Genomic DNA, 15,874 nt, shown 5'->3' with positions numbered 1-15,874 from the left:
ATTAGGCGTAAAAAGTTGAAGAGCGAGGACGTCGTTGTTACACGGCAGCCTCGCACTCAAAATATATTTAATAAATAGTAGGTACCATTCCCCCATCCATACGGATTGGAGAACCTTTAAATGCGGATGCATAAGGACTACATACAAATGTAGTTAATCTACCTATTTCACTTGGCTTGATAAATCGCTGTATTTCGGATTGAGGTAGGTTTGTAGTCATAAATTCTTTCTCTTTTTCTGAAAAAGTCATATCTTCATTAGGATAAATACCATCAATTATTTGATACACATTTTCAGAGAGTGTTGGTCCTGGCATGATTGTATTGACTGTAACTTCTGTTCCTATGGTTAATTTAGATAAGCTTTTTGATAATGATAATAGCATTGATTTTGTCATACAATACTGAGGCATTTGTCCTGAAGGCATAATTGCTTCTTCACTTGCAATAAAGATAATACGGCCAAAATCATTTTTCAACATTTTAGGTAAATAAAATTTAGATAATCCATTTGCAGCAAGAACATTTGTACGGAAGTACTTTTCCCATATGTCATCGTCAACGTCCTCATATCGCATAATCTCATATATACCCATATTGTTAACTAAAATATCAATATTCGGGTATTTTTCAAATAAAGCTTCTCTTTGCCCAATATCCACAATATCGGCTGTAGCATTTTGAGGAGAGGTAGCCGGGAAATCTGACTTCATTTCATTTACAATTCGTTCTACTTCTTCATAATTCCGCCCATTAATTAATACATTAACACCTTCTTTAGCAAGTTCAATAGCAATCGCCTTACCTATACCTTTCGTTGATCCTGTAACTAAAGCTGTTTTATTGTTTAATCCCATATCCATAATACATTTCTCCTTCTAAATTACTTTCAAGACAAAGTCAATTTGTCATCTTTAACATCTTAATGATTTCAATTTTCTTCAAAACGATTTCAGGATCAGCTTCTCTTTAAACTCCCCCCTTTCATTCGTTTGTTATTCACGGAAAGCTGATTAGTAGTCATTTTCACATCAGTCTTGTGCTCCGGATAGTGATTATATTACCTTGTCTGGATGGTTAAGTAACTAGCATATTGCGCCAAAGTTCTTGTTTAACACGCCATATGATAAAACTCAGTACATACTAGCTCTCTTTACCTAAATGTTCAGTACGCCAATTTGAAGGAGTATCACCTTCCCAAAGACGGAAGGCGCGGTAGAACGAGTTCTGGTCTTCATATCCTATCAAGAAAGCCACTTCTTTAATATCGAGCGAGGGGTCTGCCAAGTACTCTCGTGCCTGCTCATGTCTAGCTTGTGTCAATAGATGCTTGAAGCTCGTATTTTCGTCAGTTAGCCGGCGCTGCAAGGTACGATCACTCATACCCAACTCCTTCGCGACAGCCTGAATGTCGGGACGACCTCCTGTGAGGCTACGTTTCATGATCCATTTCACCTTCTCCGTAATTGAGCAGCTGCGCTGCTGTTCATCCAACGATCGGTCCAGAACGGGAGTCAGGATCTCCAGCAGCTCTTCGTTGTACGAGATAAAGGGCCGGTCCAGATCTCTTCGATGCAGCGTCAACCGGTTACATTTGGCACCAACCTGGATACGGCAGCCGAAGTATGCTTCAAGGGTCTGTATATCGCCCATTGAGTCCGTAAATTCAACGAACCGCGCCGTTAAAGGTTGACCTGTGCCCCGGCGCCCAAGCTCCAGAAGACATGCCAGTGTGATACCAACCAGCATCGGCGGACCGGGTTGCTCGGTATACAGCCATTCCAGTTCAATTGTACAGTTCTCGCCTTCCTCGGTGATACTTAAGCTTTCGGGGGGACACAGTTGTTTGTACCGAGCCATTCGGTTTAGAGCATCCCTGTAGTCACGAGCATGGTAAGTCGCTAAGACGGTAGGTGGGTACTTCGCTGTTTCAAAGATGGTCGCAAGCTTGATGATTCCTTGGGCAGTGTCACCAATGAGATCGGAATAAGCCTGCCAGATCGCGAAGTATTGGGCGTTGGTGACCACTGGTTCAGTAATAATGGTGAGCGGCAGTTGCGCTTTGCGAGCTACCTCGTGGGGGGCAATCCCTATTTGACGTAATCCTGCCCAAAATCCTGACGAGATTTTAATACGGTCAGAGGTATGAGACTTCATACATATGGGCCTCCTTTAGCTACTTACATTTTCATTAGATTGATTGTGATTGGGTGTTCTGCTTTTACTGATGGGACTACACTTATAGTACCTCCCCAATGTCGTGCTGTAACTAGCAGAAGGCGACATTCCACTTGCCAATTACGCCGAATCTTCATTTTGTTGATCGTCCGTTTACCCTAATCTGCCCAGAGTTTTAATGAAAAAAACAGCCACAATACCCGGCTGCCTCTAGGTTAATATCGAGTTATGTGGGTACGTTCCATTGTGTCAAATATTCAGCCCCCAGCTCAAGTCGTTATTTTAGCGTATACAACAAAAAACAACATCATTTCTCCAATGATCAAATAATTGGGTACAAGGAAAAACAAATCTATTGTGAGAAAAATTCCTAATATACCTAATAATAACGCTAAATGAAATATCCCCAATCGTTGATGTAAGTGTCTATATTTATGGAAAACCAATGTAGTTGAGAAGAAGTAGAGCAGTATAGATCCAAATATAAAGCTTAACATGAATATATAATTTAATTGTTCTAAAAATAGCAATTGAATCGAGGCTGCAATCATACACAAGGATAAATAAATGAATAAATGGCCATAAATGATTGTTTGCCCAGCGGTCTCTATGGTCTTATCCACTTTCTTTTCAACATTATCAAAATATTGCCACCACATAGCAATAATTAATAAAAAAGTTATTGAGGCAAATAAAATAGATTGCCACGTCCAGTAGCTGGACTGCAATACTGCAAGTATACTGACGACTGATTCTCCAAGAAGAATGAGTGTAAACAGCGAGAAGCGTTCTAATAAATGATGAGTATTTATAGGGCTTTTCATCAAGTATTTCCGACCGATTAATGGGAGCACTATGTCTACAGCAATTCCCGCATACAAAACTGCATATCGAATCCAAGAGTCAAAGAAAAGTGATAAAGCAGATATCACCAATCCAATCCAAAAACGACTCCCCAAATAACGGGCAGTTATCTTTCTATCAGCTTCTTCTTTATGTACCGAAAGATATTGAATGGCGGTCATAGCTCTTAAACCAACATAGCCTATTAAGAATGGAACATAATATTGATCAAAATTAACCGATAGACTGGCCGTCATTATTAATACAAAAAATAATTGTACAATCAAAAATATTCGATGTGATAAAGTGTCTTGTCCAAATCGATTTACAAAGAGAGATTGCCCAACCCATGCCCACCAGATCGGAACAAAGATAAGGATGAATTTGGATAAGTATTCAATTGGAATTGAACCCAATTCGACATGTAACAAGACATGACTCGCTTTCGAAACTGCAGCTACAAAAAGCAGATCATAAAATAGTTCCAGCCAGGTAACTTTCTTTTCAGCAAATGCAGGGTTGTGTTGAAGTCCCGATGTGTGTTTATTCATCGTTTTGCTCCCTTGGTTTGGATGTATTAAACAATGAAAGTATGACCGAAACAGAGTTGTCAACAAAAGATCGTTCAGGACGTGATTTCATCACCACGGTAAGACCGATTAACGACACGACTAATGTCTGTGCTAAAACTTTTGCACTTATACTGTTTTTAAGCTCACCTGATTGTATCCCTCGTTCAATTGTTTCTTGAAATACTACTGAAAGATACATCTGATGTTCCCTTGTAAGGATTTCGAATTTCTCATCATGAGGTGCAACTTCTACCATCGTATTGATGCAAAAACATCCCCGGTTGGGTCCTCCTTCATATTCCTCTTCCACCAAACCTTCAAAATAGGAACGAAACGCTTCTCTCACAGACGAATGGTTTTGAAGCTTTGCTCGAACATAGGAAGCGTGGGATGCCGTATATTTACGCAGTGCGGCTTCGAACAGTTGTTTTTTATCTCCAAAGGCTGAGTATATACTTGGCCTCTGAATGCCCATTTTGGATGTTAAATTACTTAAAGAGGTAGCTTCGTATCCCTTCTCCCAAAATAATTGCATAGCTGCGTCTAATGCCTTTTCCTCATCAAATTCCCGAAGTCGAACCATAACTACCCCTCTTTTCATATCGATCAGTATAATATGATTTTATGATTTGGAGGAGTTGTTGTCAATTATCGAATATTTTTTATAAACCAAAGACCCCTCTCCTGGAAAGTTGATGGTACACATCCCTTATACCTCGACGAACATCTTTTATTTATCGTATCTTGACAACTAACGTTTGAACGAGTTAAATTAATCTAAAATCATTTCATACCGTTCAGTACAATATGCTGTTTGGTAAGAATCTAATATAAAGGAATATGGGGGTGTCCAAAATGAAAAAACTTAAAGGGAACACGGCAGTCATTGTCGATGATTGCGAAGCAGACGTGAAAACGGTAAAAGAAGCATTCCTCCCATTGGAATCTATACCCAAATCTTCTATGTCACGCTACATGCCACTATTGTTTGCAATTGCATGCGGGCTGGCTGTCGCCAATATTTATTATGCGCAGCCGCTGCTCGACGCTCTGGCGAGTGAGTTCGGTATCACCCATTCATCCGTTGGGATTGTCATTACCATTACTCAGATTTGTTATGCGTTAGGACTATTTCTACTGGTACCGCTCGGAGATCTGATGAATCGACGTTGGCTTATCGTCGGTCAGATGCTATTGTCCGTAGTGGCTCTGATTGTGGTTGGCATCGCTCCCACCATCACTGTGCTGTTCGCGGGCTTAGCTATGGTCGGACTACTTGCCGTAGTGACGCAGGTGCTCGTAGCATTCGCATCTACATTGGCTGCCCCAGCTGAACGCGGACGTATAGTCGGCTTGGTCACAAGCGGAGTGGTAATCGGCATTCTACTTGCAAGAACAGTCGCTGGTGTCTTAACCGATCTTGCTGGTTGGCGTTCGGTCTATCTCGTCTCTGCAGCGTTAATGCTCATCATGGCTAGCGCATTGTTCCGAGAACTGCCACATAACGAACAGGATAGAACATCATTATCTTATCCTCAGTTGCTTGGTTCGGTGCTCGCTTTATTTGCGCAAGAAAGAATCCTACGTATCCGCGCCGTACTAGCTCTGTTGATTTTTACTGCGTTTAGTACATTATGGACTTCATTGGTACTACCTCTCAGCTCGCCTCCGCTGTCTCTTTCGCATACTGCTATTGGGGCGTTTGGTCTCGCTGGAGTTGCTGGAGCGTTAGCGGCAGCTCGGGCAGGGCGGCTCGCTGATCGAGGTTTAGGACAGCGGACCACCGGCACTGCGCTGGCTCTATTGTTGGTCTCTTGGTTGCCAATCAGTTATACCGAGCACTCGCTGCCAGCTTTGATCATTGGCATTGTCCTTCTTGACCTGGCGGTGCAGGCTGTACATGTCACGAACCAGAGTTTGATCTTTAACGTGCGACCAGAGGCACGAAGCCGCCTCACTGCCGGTTACATGATATTTTATTCCATCGGCAGTGCCACCGGATCCGTCGCTTCAACCCATATCTACTCATACGCAGGTTGGAATGGAGTGTGCCTGTTTGGTGCCGCCGTCAGTGCTTTGGCCCTTTTATTTTGGGCGTTGACCCGCCGCACACCGAATGTCGCTTAACAAAAAACAAGCCCTTTGAGATGGTATTCAAAGAGCTTGTTTTTACTATGGATATCAAGTTTTCCTTAGTGGTGGTTTAACGGAAAGAGAACCGTTCCCCCAGCCTGAAAGGATAATAGAAACGATTGATGCTCTAACATGCGCAAGTGGTAGATACCTTTTATTTGTGTTAGGCTCGTTTGCTCATAGCTTGAAAGGCATGGCTCGTAACGCATTGCTCCAACCAATGCGGATCAAGACCACCAGCCGCTGCGGCAGGGAAGAAGTCTGTGAACAAGTGATGATAAGGACGCAAGTTACCACCATGGTGCTGTCCTACATTGTACCAACCGGTATCCTGAGACAACAGAAGGCGGTCTCCCACGCCACAATCGAGTAACTGACCCAACAAATCCACATGCTCCTCATAAGTCCCCGTCAGAATGGAGTCGACGGAAATCCAACCGCCTGCCTCCGCCAGCCGTACGTAAACCTCAGTGTCTTTAAATGTTTGCGCGTGCACCCAAATGAATCGATCCTGGTCGAAATGCGCTCGTTTCATGACCTCGTAAGCGTGCAAGGCGACGTTAGGGCCTATCGTATGACACTGAATCGGCAGACCGGTTTCCAGAGAGGTTCGCATAGCAGCAAGTAGGATCTTCATCTGCGTATCATCGATTGCCGTCCCGTCGTTAAGAGCGATTTTGATAAAACCCGGATACACACCGCTCTCCCCTATGCCATCCCGCGCTTCCCGCGTCCATATATTTGCTAGGTCTCGTTCTGAAATCTCATAAACGAAGGAAGGCAGATATGGCTTCTTGTAAAATCCGGTATTCGTGATCAGATGGATTCCGGCAAGCTCCGATAACCGCCGCAGGATGTAAGGGTCCCGGCCTAAGTACTCCGGTGCACAGTCCACCATGGTGCCGCATCCGGCTTCCACCAACTTCAACAGAAACGGGAGGATGGACTTGACCACCTCGTCACGATTATACATCCCCGGCTCAAGTTTCCCGTCTTCCACAAACCCTACGAGCACATGCTCATGTTCCAAAATTCGTCCCGCTTCCTGCGCAGTAATTAGACCTGAAACCGTTTGCAGCAACCACAGCACCTCTTTTCTTGAATCTGATTTCTTCCTATATAAGATGCACTAAACATCATGCCAGCAAAGAGTCGCTGCGAAAGCAGACCCCTCTTCCAATCGCTGTGCAGCCAGATTCTTTCGATTCTTAGCCCCATAGGGGTAAGAATCCGTCTGCAAAGGCGAACACTTCGTTTCTCCAGAAGGGTCCTCTTACTCCACTCGGGCTGTGTGTTTCTTTGGTTCATCTTAAAGAGTTAAAATTTATCTCAATATTACCATATTTTTGCTTAAGCGAGTTATATTTATAAAAGCCTTAAATCATGTTTACTACGCATAACTACCCGCAAGCTCAAGGGAGTGCAACTACAATCTTTCGCAAATCTGCGCATAAGCCTTTTTCATATCTTCACGTAATTCTTTGTTCTCGTTCTCCAGTGTATGATTTTGCGTATTAGATGATCTAATATTCTCTATTTTTTGTTTAATAGAAAAACAAGCTAAAGCTTTTAAGTTTAGTATAAATTATCTAATATATTAGTAAAGACTTACTGCTATGCGTTAAAACCATATTTCACTTATTTTGTAGAGCGGCTGAAAGGTTACAAAGAAATTTCGAAAAATTATCCGCTCCCCGTGAGTGAACCACTTACAACACGACGTAGTAATCAGTAGAACAACGCCGGAGGTTCGTATAATGTTTAATAATGAGAACCACACATGGGCAAAACGATTCATAAGTCGCGACAAGCAGGCGTTAGAGGAAGCAATCGATGCCTTTGGTCCGAGCATTCAGACGCTCGTTAAACGCGTGCTATCCGGTGCTGGTAGCGCGGAGGATGCGGAAGAGTGCGTGAGCGACGTTTTTTTGGCGGCGTGGCACAACATTGAAAAATACGAGGAAAGTCGTGCCTCATTTCGGACTTGGCTGCTCGTGCTATCCAAGTACAAGGCACTGGACCTGCGACGTAAACTTCTACGTCACGGTGACGAAATAATAATGCTGCGAGACGTGGAAGCGATACAAAGTCAGTGTTCCACCGAGCAGCATGCACTTTCTCAAGAATCGACTCGGGAGATAATCACCTTTGTTCGAAGGATGAGCGAGCCGGACCGCAGTTTGTTTTGGCGCAGGTATTTTTATTACGAAAGCCTAGACGAGCTGGCGGCGATGTTCGGCCTCACTAAGAAAGCGATTGAAAGCCGACTCTATCGGTGCCGTACAGCGCTTAAGCAGGCACTTGGGCTGACCGATGCTGAGAAACGGGGGATAAATAATGGAAGATGAAGAAAAGATCATTTTTGAGTTGATCGACCAACTCGACGCGGAAAAAGCAGAATTGGAACTGATTGGATCGTCCGCGTACACATCCCAACCTTTAACCGAGAGGGAAGCCGCCTCAATCCAACGTATTAAGGCTCGCACGATCTCAAAGTTACAGCTTGAAAAGGTTGATACATCCCCATTGCCCACTGTCCATTCGTCCCGACGCCGACGCATTGCCGTCGTGGCAGCCGTAATCGCCTTTCTACTTGTTGCGGTTGAGGTAGGCTCCACACCTTCAGTGCAGGCTGAACTGAACAAGGTTCTAAGATTCCTCCCCGGCTTTGGCATGGTACGTGAAGGCGATCTTACACAACTGACGTACGTGCTGGAGAAGCCTTACGTGCAGGAGATCGGTGTCGGAAGGCTGACCGTCGACGGCATCGCATTGGAGTCGAACTTCGCAACGATTACGCTGCGCGGCGAACAGACGGCAGCGGTAAAGGAATTCAAAGCGGAAATTAGCGGTCGGAAATACACATTCACTTATTCTACGCTAGCCTCTTCTGGAGACTGGTACGGCAATTATATTCCTACAAGAGGCACACATGTGCCTGTCTCCGATACGATCACTTTATACATCAACGGTACAACCATTGGTCCATTAAAGCTAGATCTGCCGAAAACGGCTGACGACCTCGAGCATCTCGGCTCAAGCTCCGAACAACAGGACGTAAGGATTACAGCATTCCCAACTAGAGTCGATGATGGAATCGTCCGCGTTCAACTTATCTCTAAGCTTCCTCAACAAAGCCTTACCGTTCAATCCTACGGTGTATCCCCACTTGTGGAAGATACTGGCTTGTACGTCGAGGACGCGGATGGCACGAAAGCGGAACTGGTCAAGTCCGAGACACTGACGTATCCGTCCGATTTTCGATTTCACGAAACGCCCATAGGCGGGGTGCTACCATATACGGTTGTCGTTCCCTTCATCGAAGTATCCGACCGGGAAGCAATCTCCAAAGAAGTCTCTATACTTCTCCCGGATGTTGGCGTTGAACGTACCATAGAGGTTCCGGCTGAAGTCAGTGGCTTCCCTGTCCGCTTTACCCGCATCAAGCGTACTAGCGACACAACCGTCATCCTTGACGTCGACATACAATTTGATCCGTCGAAGCCGAGGGGATTGCAATACTTTTTGATTCGTTATCCAGGTTCGAAATTTAATAATTCGTTCAGTTGGGAGAACGTCAATAAGACGTCTGCCGTGATGAAGACGCTCCAGCTTGAAACGAAGCCTGGTGAAACGTTGCTTCGATTTTCACTGGCCGAACCCCACTACTTGATCAAAGGCCCATGGAGACTACCGCTAAAATTTGAATAAGTACGTACTGAAGTACCCCTTGTATTCTTGCTGCTTTGCAGTGCGTAAGAGCTTCTTGGGATACTAATTGTTTCATCAAGCTCGTGCGTGATACGATGGAATGGAACGAGATAAGAATCCTTGGGACGATGGAGGTCGAAACGTTATGCAAACGATTCAAAACTTATTCGCGCACATGGATTGGGCGAACCGCCGGCTGCTGGAGGCGCTGCGGGCCGCTACGGAGGAAGAAGCCGGCAAGGCAACAGCACTGTTCCTGCACTTGCTCCTAGCAGAACGCATCTGGCTGACCCGACTGCACGGCGAGAGCAGCGAGGCTCTCGTACTATGGGCAGATAACGCGGATCCTGCCGCCTGTGCCGAGCTGATCGAGGCAAACGGAAGCGGCTTCCGGGCTTGGCTAGACGCCCTTCCTGAAGATCGGCTGAACGATCCTATCGCGTATCGCAGCCAGGCAGGAATACCGTTCGAGACGACCGCGCGGGACATCTTGACGCATGTCGCCCTACACGGCCAATACCACCGCGGTCAGGTCAACGCCGCTCTCAGTACGGGCGGGTTCGAACCGGCTGCCGTCGATTACATCCTATACTCACGACTCATTGGGAACGTTTGATGCGTCGCTGTACAGAGATAATAATGAGTTTTAGGCCGCAATTATTGATCCCAAATAAGCTGTAGGCTAAGCAATTTTATGCATGCATCGGCAGCCTATAACAAGAAAATTAAGTTTTAAAACTACCGCTTTTATATGGTATGGCTTAGGATAGACTACTATATAAGATGAACTAAACATCATGACAGCAGAGAGGCGCTGCGAAAGCAGACCCCTCTTCCAATCGCTGTTGCAGCCAGATTCTTTCGATTCTTAGCCCCCATAGGGGTAAGAATCCGTCTGCAAAGGCGAACACTTCGTTTCTCCAGAAGGGTCCGCTTTCTCCGCTCGGGCTGTGTGTTTCTTTTGTTCATTTTATATAGTTCAATATTTTCCAGGTCGGTGGGTCATCGGAGCCCCCTCTTTTCGGATATCGAGACCGCCCCCCGTGGAAAATTTAATAGTCAAGTTAAAAGCATCATGGGCATAACGCCATGTCATCGGAAAGTAAGTAATGTCCCTGAAATTCAATATGGGGCAGCCCTCAGCACTGTTGTCTATGATTTCTCCGTTTACCTTAGTGGGATAAGAAGGAAATAAAGCTGAGAAGCTACCGCTGCTAAGGTTATTACCGGATAGGTCCTGTTTTATTTCTGTCATTTCAGTTCCTGGGTTTTGAATCTCAAACACACCATTTTCGGTCCAATTGGTCGTTAATCCTAAAGATTGGCAGTAATCCCAAGTCATCGGGAAGTACGTGACTTATCGGTCATGAAAACGCATCTACCACTCTTCGTATGCAAAGCGAAACAGAGAACGTATACATCGTATACGATACCCTAGACTGCTTGCTTAATCGATCTGAATTCATTCAAATTCATATTTAAACCTCCCATTCATCCTATAAATCTAGGTTTGCAACTACTGGGAGGTTTTACTCAATTGTATTGGACTAGCGTTTTCTGTTAGTTCAATGAAGCCGCTATATTGATCCAAGTTTTCTTAATATAAAAGGAGCACAAATTAGAGCTATACCTGCAAGAACAAATATAGAACCGTGTGTCATAAGTGAGGGAGTCGTGGCGGGTATAAGCATTCCGAGTTCATATATGGATTCCCCACGACCCTGGGTTAACAAGACTACAATTCCTTCATAAACAACATACAACCCGACGAATGGAACAACCCATACTAGTTTTTTCAATAATTTAAAGCCTCCTTTTATGTTAAACACAATGACGTTATTTTCTGGAAATATTCGCATACATTCTGGACTTGTTTGTTTTCGAATGTTATTCATCTATGCTGCCTGCCGAGAGAAAGGCTGCCACTTAGTAGCCCTTCTCGGTATAAACTTTCGTCCTCCATTTTCGGAATAACATAGTCAAAACTCAATATAAAATGGATGATGCTCTTCATTTAAACAAAGCGATTTCACCTTCTTCAACCTGACCCCCAGCATTTCCCAATCTCTCCAAGGACCTGTTTCGCTCATTATTTTTCTTAATATTCTGGATAACTGCTCGTTTGTTATATACAATCCTTGTTTTATTTAGCTAGCCAGTGAATATCCGATGAATTTGTTAATTTTGCAAACCATGTCAAAACACTATTATGGTGTTCAATTATTTGCACTGCATTTAAAATATTGGTATCCCATGTACTATGCGCATCTTTAATAAGCGTTACTTCATATCCCAAACTAAATGCACGTCTACAAGTGGTATCCACACACACTTCTGATTGGATTCCAGTAATATATAGCTTTTTTATTTCTCGTAAATCTAGTTCAGCTTGAAGATTCGTATTATGAAATGAATCAGGTGTGTATTTTTGAATTTTAACATCTTGTTCGGATGGAGCAATTTCAGGATGAATTTCCCACCCTTTTGCACCATGTTCGAGTAGTTTACCTTTGGATTCATTATGCTGAACATAAACTATTTGAATATCAGCATCTCTTGCTTTTCTTATAAGTTTATTTATTGTACTTATAAGTAATTCACCTTGATGAACAGGTGGAGATTCGGAGAACATCCCAGCTTGAACGTCTATAATCAATAAGGCTGTATCATTATACATACTATATCCCCTTTAAATGGTTAAATGAATTGCTCTTTCAAAAAGATTGGATAACAACAAAAGCACCTATCCAAACGCTCGTAACGATTGGTGGTGCTTCTATTTGATAACCATAGCTAAGATGATTACATACTTTCTGCATATTTAGTTAACAACTGCTCAACCAAGATACCGTTAATTTTTAATCCAGATATATTACAATCATTTATCTCAACATTAGACAAATCACAGTTGGTAATTGTGCTATGGTTTAGATCACAATTTTCAAATCTAACCGCCCGTTGTTTTTCATTTAGGATAAAAGCAGGGTGACCTTGCGGCGGCATACCAATGTTGTGGATGTACGCACCCCCAATTTGTGCACCATTAATTTCAAGATCACTAAGGTTAGCGTCCGTTATCTTTGTACCTGCTAGAGTAACATTTTCAAAATAAAGTTTTTCTGATTTGATACAAATGAATTGGGAACCCGAAATGTCAGCATTTCCAGCCTTAAGCACTGTTTTTCCATTAATAACTTGTGAATTGAATTCTTCATGTTGATCAGACATTTCATCATCTCCCAATAGTGGATTATTAATCCAATTTAATATTAGCGTACAAATGTTCCCTTGTAAATCTCTTTTATAAAATCTTGCTCTCCTTGCCGAATAGTCAATGACTATACTTTGACCAACCACGAACTCCTAAAGTGCATCAATTACAATCTCCATGTTAGTCACATCTTCAATTGGAACCCAAGCGTATTCTTCTTCATTTTCTATTCTAATCGTTTTATGTACTTTATCCAGCTTCGTTATCTTACCTCTGAACATCTGATCTTCGTAATCGCTCCAAACAGTAACAACGGTTTCCCTCTCAGTAAACATTGCCACTGCTAAAGTTCGTATAAGTGAATCTAATGCATGTTTATCATTTTCTGGCCGAATCCTCTTAATGAGATTATTATGGTGCTCTGACAACGTTATATGGTGTTCAGGTAAGATCATGTATGCTGAGTCATGAAGGACATTTGCATTGGGCATAAGGTTGTTCACGTTCATTTCACCACTCCTATATGAGAACATTTGTTCCCTAATTATAAAGTTGTGAGGGTCAAAATGCAATATCATCATTGTTTATTTATTTTTCATTTGAATTAGCACATGTAGTTATTCTGTTTAGAGGGTATAAGTATGCTCATGACAATGTGGTAGAATGCATATCACCATTTTGAGATTCTTTATGCTGTTCTTAGGTGCAATACTACTGACTTGGATAGACTAATCGGTTGCAACACTCCTAATTTTCATAATCTGGCCATTAAAAAACTCCCATTGCACACTTATTGAGTACAAGTGTTGAAAAGGAGTTTTTTCATCGCTTTGAGTTCTGTATACTACTACAGCTATTACTTTAAGTACACAAAGGTTTGATATTCAGTATACAAAGCAAGCAGTAATCTTTGTTTCGTATTTAACTTCACTAATCCATCTCCATTTAAAATTGACCTTAAGTTTGCTTCTTTCTCTTCAACACACTCACAATCTCCCTTGAGGCTCCATGGTGTTGATTTGCACTAACAACTGATACTAATTCCCACCCATCTTCTCCCATTATGTTCAGCTTATTTTCAAAATATGCAATATCAACTATTCCACCCATATAACCTTCTGTACCAAATTTAATTATCGTATACTCCCATTTTTCCATTTAAATTTCCTCTTTTCTATGATTTATGGAAATTTTTCAAACATGCTGATAACAAATTCTTCAAAAGTTTTTTCATCCCTCAGATTTATTGATAAATCATCATCATGCCATATTTCAACAATAGACCAATTATCTGTGGTTAAAAATCCAAGTGCATCTCCACTACAATTATCACCAAACAATAAAATATCCTTTAGTTCAAGATGTGAATCCTCTTCATAGAGATCGCCATAGTTTTCTCTACTTCAACTAAACCGCCGTAGAAACTAAAATATGTGTCGTTAACAGTTCCATATCCAACTTCTTTTAAAAAATCAATATAATCTTCAGGAATACCTTCTACTATTTCTCTTTTTAGTCCGGCCTCTGATAATCCTTCAAAATTATGTTTGGATGGATTTTTTCTAATTGTTTCAAGGATATTGCTATATCTCATGATTAATCCACTTTTCTTATAAAATCAGACTTTTATCTTCTTACAAAATTCAACATTTTATTGGTAAATCCTTTATATATAAAACATAAGAGCAAGATTTCTCCCACTCCAATTTCTCTATGCCATTCAATGAATTATCGGAAAATACGCCCTCTTCAAAAGACACGTAAATATACCAGGCGATTGCTATAAGTCGCTGGTTTAAAATGCTTTTTCCTTGGTTGCTAGTGCAGCTAGCTATTACCTTTATTAAATGCATAACCAATGAAAAAACCTCCTTACAGTATCCGACTAAATCAGATAATGTAAAGAGGTTTATACGTGAATCCTGTGTACCTAATTTAAACACACAGGATTTCCTAATTTGAAGGTTTGTCTTACCAAAGGCTTAGCTTACAACCCTTGATAAGACTAGTATGCCGAAGACCAGACTTGAACTGGTACGGTAGTCACCTACCGCAGGATTTTAAGTCCTGTGCGTCTGCCGATTCCGCCACTCCGGCGAGTGTTTCAAAAATGGAGGCGCCACCCAGACTCGAACTGGGGGTAGAGCTTTTGCAGAGCTCTGCCTTACCACTTGGCTATGGCGCCAATAATGCATTATGGAGCGGAAGACGGGAATCGAACCCGCGACCCTCGCCTTGGCAAGGCGATGCTCTACCGCTGAGCCACTTCCGCATAATTAATAATACTGGGGATCTAGGATTCGAACCTAGGGATGACGGAGTCAAAGTCCGTTGCCTTACCGCTTGGCTAATCCCCATTACAAAAAAATAATGGGGCGATCGATGGGACTTGAACCCACGAATGCTGGAGCCACAGACCAGTGCGTTAACCCCTTCGCCACGACCGCCACAGTTGTAAGATTGGCAGGGGCAGCAGGAATTGAACCCACACCAAAGGTTTTGGAGACCTTTGTTCTACCTTTAAACTATGCCCCTATAAAAATGGTGGAGGATGATGGATTCGAACCACCGAACTCAGAGAGAGCAGATTTACAGTCTGCCGTGTTTAGCCACTTCACTAATCCTCCATATTCAATTGTCAGTACATCCTTAAAGCAATGATCATGCTTTAATATAAAAGTACTGGTGCCGTCGAGAGGACTTGAACCCCCAACCTACTGATTACAAGTCAGTTGCTCTACCAGTTGAGCTACAACGGCAAGAAGTAAAAATGGTGGCTCGGGACGGAATCGAACCGCCGACACGAGGATTTTCAGTCCTCTGCTCTACCGACTGAGCTACCGAGCCTTTTATTGCAGTTATCATGTTCCCTTACAGGAAATGATTAGTGGCGGAGCCGACGGGATTCGAACCCGCGATCTCCTGCGTGACAGGCAGGCATGTTGGGCCACTACACCACGGCTCCACATTGTTTCGAAGGCAAGTACTCTTCGAAAAATTTAAGTTGCGGGGGCAGGATTTGAACCTGCGGCCTTCGGGTTATGAGCCCGACGAGCTACCGGGCTGCTCCACCCCGCGTCATTCTATAAAAAATATGGTGGGCGCTGACGGGATCGAACCGCCGACCCTCTGCTTGTAAGGCAGATGCTCTCCCAGCTGAGCTAAGCGCCCTTGCTTTGGTGACCCGTAGGGGACTCGAACCCCTGTTACCTCCGTGAAAGGGAGGT

16 protein-coding genes and 12 tRNA genes are annotated in these 15,874 nt (G+C 43.0%); 4 read left to right on the top strand and 24 right to left on the bottom strand.

Going from position 1 to position 15,874, the window contains the following annotated elements:
• Positions 1-67: 67 nt before the first annotated feature.
• The 4 genes from BM210_RS07655 to BM210_RS07640 form a co-directional block, all read right to left on the bottom strand.
• On the bottom strand, positions 68-862 hold the full coding sequence (locus BM210_RS07655) for an SDR family NAD(P)-dependent oxidoreductase (RefSeq protein WP_091166217.1): 795 nt from the start codon (positions 860-862) through the stop codon (positions 68-70).
• A gap of 280 nt (positions 863-1,142) precedes the next feature.
• Complete coding sequence (locus tag BM210_RS07650; protein ID WP_091166215.1) at positions 1,143-2,156, bottom strand: AraC family transcriptional regulator; 1,014 nt, start codon at positions 2,154-2,156, stop codon at positions 1,143-1,145.
• A gap of 290 nt (positions 2,157-2,446) precedes the next feature.
• Entirely contained in the window at positions 2,447-3,571 is a 1,125-nt protein-coding gene (locus tag BM210_RS07645) for a low temperature requirement protein A (protein WP_091166214.1), read from the bottom strand.
• Complete coding sequence (locus BM210_RS07640; RefSeq protein WP_091166212.1) at positions 3,564-4,175, bottom strand: TetR/AcrR family transcriptional regulator; 612 nt, start codon at positions 4,173-4,175, stop codon at positions 3,564-3,566. The genes BM210_RS07645 and BM210_RS07640 overlap by 8 nt, the downstream gene beginning before the upstream one ends.
• 380 nt (positions 4,176-4,555) lie before the next feature.
• Between BM210_RS07640 and BM210_RS07635 the strand changes: the two genes are divergently transcribed.
• A complete protein-coding gene (locus BM210_RS07635; RefSeq protein ID WP_371263451.1) occupies positions 4,556-5,719 on the top strand; it encodes an MFS transporter in 1,164 nt (387 codons plus the stop codon).
• Positions 5,720-5,888: 169 nt separating this feature from the next.
• On the opposite strand, the gene BM210_RS07630 is transcribed toward BM210_RS07635, so the two are convergent.
• Positions 5,889-6,806 (bottom strand): phosphotriesterase family protein, encoded by a 918-nt coding sequence (locus tag BM210_RS07630; RefSeq protein WP_177237696.1) that lies wholly within the window; start codon positions 6,804-6,806, stop codon positions 5,889-5,891.
• A gap of 676 nt (positions 6,807-7,482) precedes the next feature.
• On the opposite strand from BM210_RS07630, the gene BM210_RS07625 reads away from it, so the two are divergent.
• The 3 genes from BM210_RS07625 (at position 7,483) to BM210_RS07615 (ending at position 10,052) form a co-directional block, all read left to right on the top strand.
• A complete protein-coding gene (locus tag BM210_RS07625; RefSeq protein ID WP_091166209.1) occupies positions 7,483-8,073 on the top strand; it encodes a sigma-70 family RNA polymerase sigma factor in 591 nt (196 codons plus the stop codon).
• Positions 8,063-9,436, top strand: a complete 1,374-nt coding sequence (locus tag BM210_RS07620) for a DUF4179 domain-containing protein (protein WP_091166207.1) — start codon at positions 8,063-8,065, stop codon at positions 9,434-9,436. The genes BM210_RS07625 and BM210_RS07620 overlap by 11 nt, the downstream gene beginning before the upstream one ends.
• 145 nt (positions 9,437-9,581) lie before the next feature.
• Positions 9,582-10,052 (top strand): DinB family protein, encoded by a 471-nt coding sequence (locus tag BM210_RS07615; protein WP_091166205.1) that lies wholly within the window; start codon positions 9,582-9,584, stop codon positions 10,050-10,052.
• A 961-nt stretch (positions 10,053-11,013) separates the two neighbouring features.
• Here the strand turns inward: BM210_RS07615 and BM210_RS07605 are convergent.
• From BM210_RS07605 to BM210_RS07515, 19 genes are all read right to left on the bottom strand, one after another.
• Positions 11,014-11,331, bottom strand: a complete 318-nt coding sequence (locus tag BM210_RS07605; protein WP_256223337.1) for a hypothetical protein — start codon at positions 11,329-11,331, stop codon at positions 11,014-11,016.
• A 248-nt stretch (positions 11,332-11,579) separates the two neighbouring features.
• Positions 11,580-12,113 carry a cysteine hydrolase family protein gene (locus tag BM210_RS07600; protein ID WP_091166202.1) on the bottom strand — a complete coding sequence of 178 codons (534 nt, stop codon included), beginning with the start codon at positions 12,111-12,113 and terminating at the stop codon, positions 11,580-11,582.
• A gap of 125 nt (positions 12,114-12,238) precedes the next feature.
• A complete protein-coding gene (locus BM210_RS07595) occupies positions 12,239-12,664 on the bottom strand; it encodes a pentapeptide repeat-containing protein (RefSeq protein WP_091166201.1) in 426 nt (141 codons plus the stop codon).
• A gap of 135 nt (positions 12,665-12,799) precedes the next feature.
• Positions 12,800-13,156 carry a YolD-like family protein gene (locus tag BM210_RS07590; RefSeq protein ID WP_177237694.1) on the bottom strand — a complete coding sequence of 119 codons (357 nt, stop codon included), beginning with the start codon at positions 13,154-13,156 and terminating at the stop codon, positions 12,800-12,802.
• A 448-nt stretch (positions 13,157-13,604) separates the two neighbouring features.
• Complete coding sequence (locus BM210_RS07585; RefSeq protein ID WP_091166197.1) at positions 13,605-13,805, bottom strand: DUF4177 domain-containing protein; 201 nt, start codon at positions 13,803-13,805, stop codon at positions 13,605-13,607.
• 23 nt (positions 13,806-13,828) lie between these two features.
• Positions 13,829-13,987: a hypothetical protein gene (locus BM210_RS35575; RefSeq protein WP_256223335.1), complete on the bottom strand. Its 159-nt coding sequence runs from the start codon at positions 13,985-13,987 to the stop codon at positions 13,829-13,831.
• Positions 13,988-13,998: 11 nt separating this feature from the next.
• Positions 13,999-14,241 (bottom strand): hypothetical protein, encoded by a 243-nt coding sequence (locus tag BM210_RS35570; RefSeq protein ID WP_256223334.1) that lies wholly within the window; start codon positions 14,239-14,241, stop codon positions 13,999-14,001.
• 417 nt (positions 14,242-14,658) lie between these two features.
• Positions 14,659-14,744: transfer RNA gene (locus tag BM210_RS07570), tRNA-Leu, on the bottom strand.
• 14 nt (positions 14,745-14,758) lie between these two features.
• Positions 14,759-14,832 (bottom strand) — tRNA-Cys (locus BM210_RS07565).
• A 12-nt stretch (positions 14,833-14,844) separates the two neighbouring features.
• Positions 14,845-14,919, bottom strand: a tRNA-Gly gene (locus BM210_RS07560).
• Between the two features lie 13 nt (positions 14,920-14,932).
• Positions 14,933-15,004, bottom strand: a tRNA-Gln gene (locus BM210_RS07555).
• Positions 15,005-15,018: 14 nt separating this feature from the next.
• Positions 15,019-15,094, bottom strand: a tRNA-His gene (locus BM210_RS07550).
• A gap of 14 nt (positions 15,095-15,108) precedes the next feature.
• Positions 15,109-15,182: transfer RNA gene (locus BM210_RS07545), tRNA-Trp, on the bottom strand.
• Between the two features lie 7 nt (positions 15,183-15,189).
• Positions 15,190-15,274: transfer RNA gene (locus BM210_RS07540), tRNA-Tyr, on the bottom strand.
• A 56-nt stretch (positions 15,275-15,330) separates the two neighbouring features.
• A tRNA-Thr gene (locus tag BM210_RS07535) sits at positions 15,331-15,406 on the bottom strand.
• 12 nt (positions 15,407-15,418) lie between these two features.
• Positions 15,419-15,494 (bottom strand) — tRNA-Phe (locus BM210_RS07530).
• Positions 15,495-15,535: 41 nt separating this feature from the next.
• Positions 15,536-15,612: transfer RNA gene (locus BM210_RS07525), tRNA-Asp, on the bottom strand.
• A gap of 39 nt (positions 15,613-15,651) precedes the next feature.
• Positions 15,652-15,725, bottom strand: a tRNA-Met gene (locus BM210_RS07520).
• A gap of 17 nt (positions 15,726-15,742) precedes the next feature.
• Positions 15,743-15,818: transfer RNA gene (locus BM210_RS07515), tRNA-Val, on the bottom strand.
• Positions 15,819-15,874: the final 56 nt, after the last annotated feature.

It is taken from the genome of Paenibacillus sp. 1_12 (genome assembly GCF_900114475.1).
Lineage (GTDB): Bacteria > Bacillota > Bacilli > Paenibacillales > NBRC-103111 > Paenibacillus_S.
This window is presented reverse-complemented; position numbering and strand designations above follow the sequence as displayed.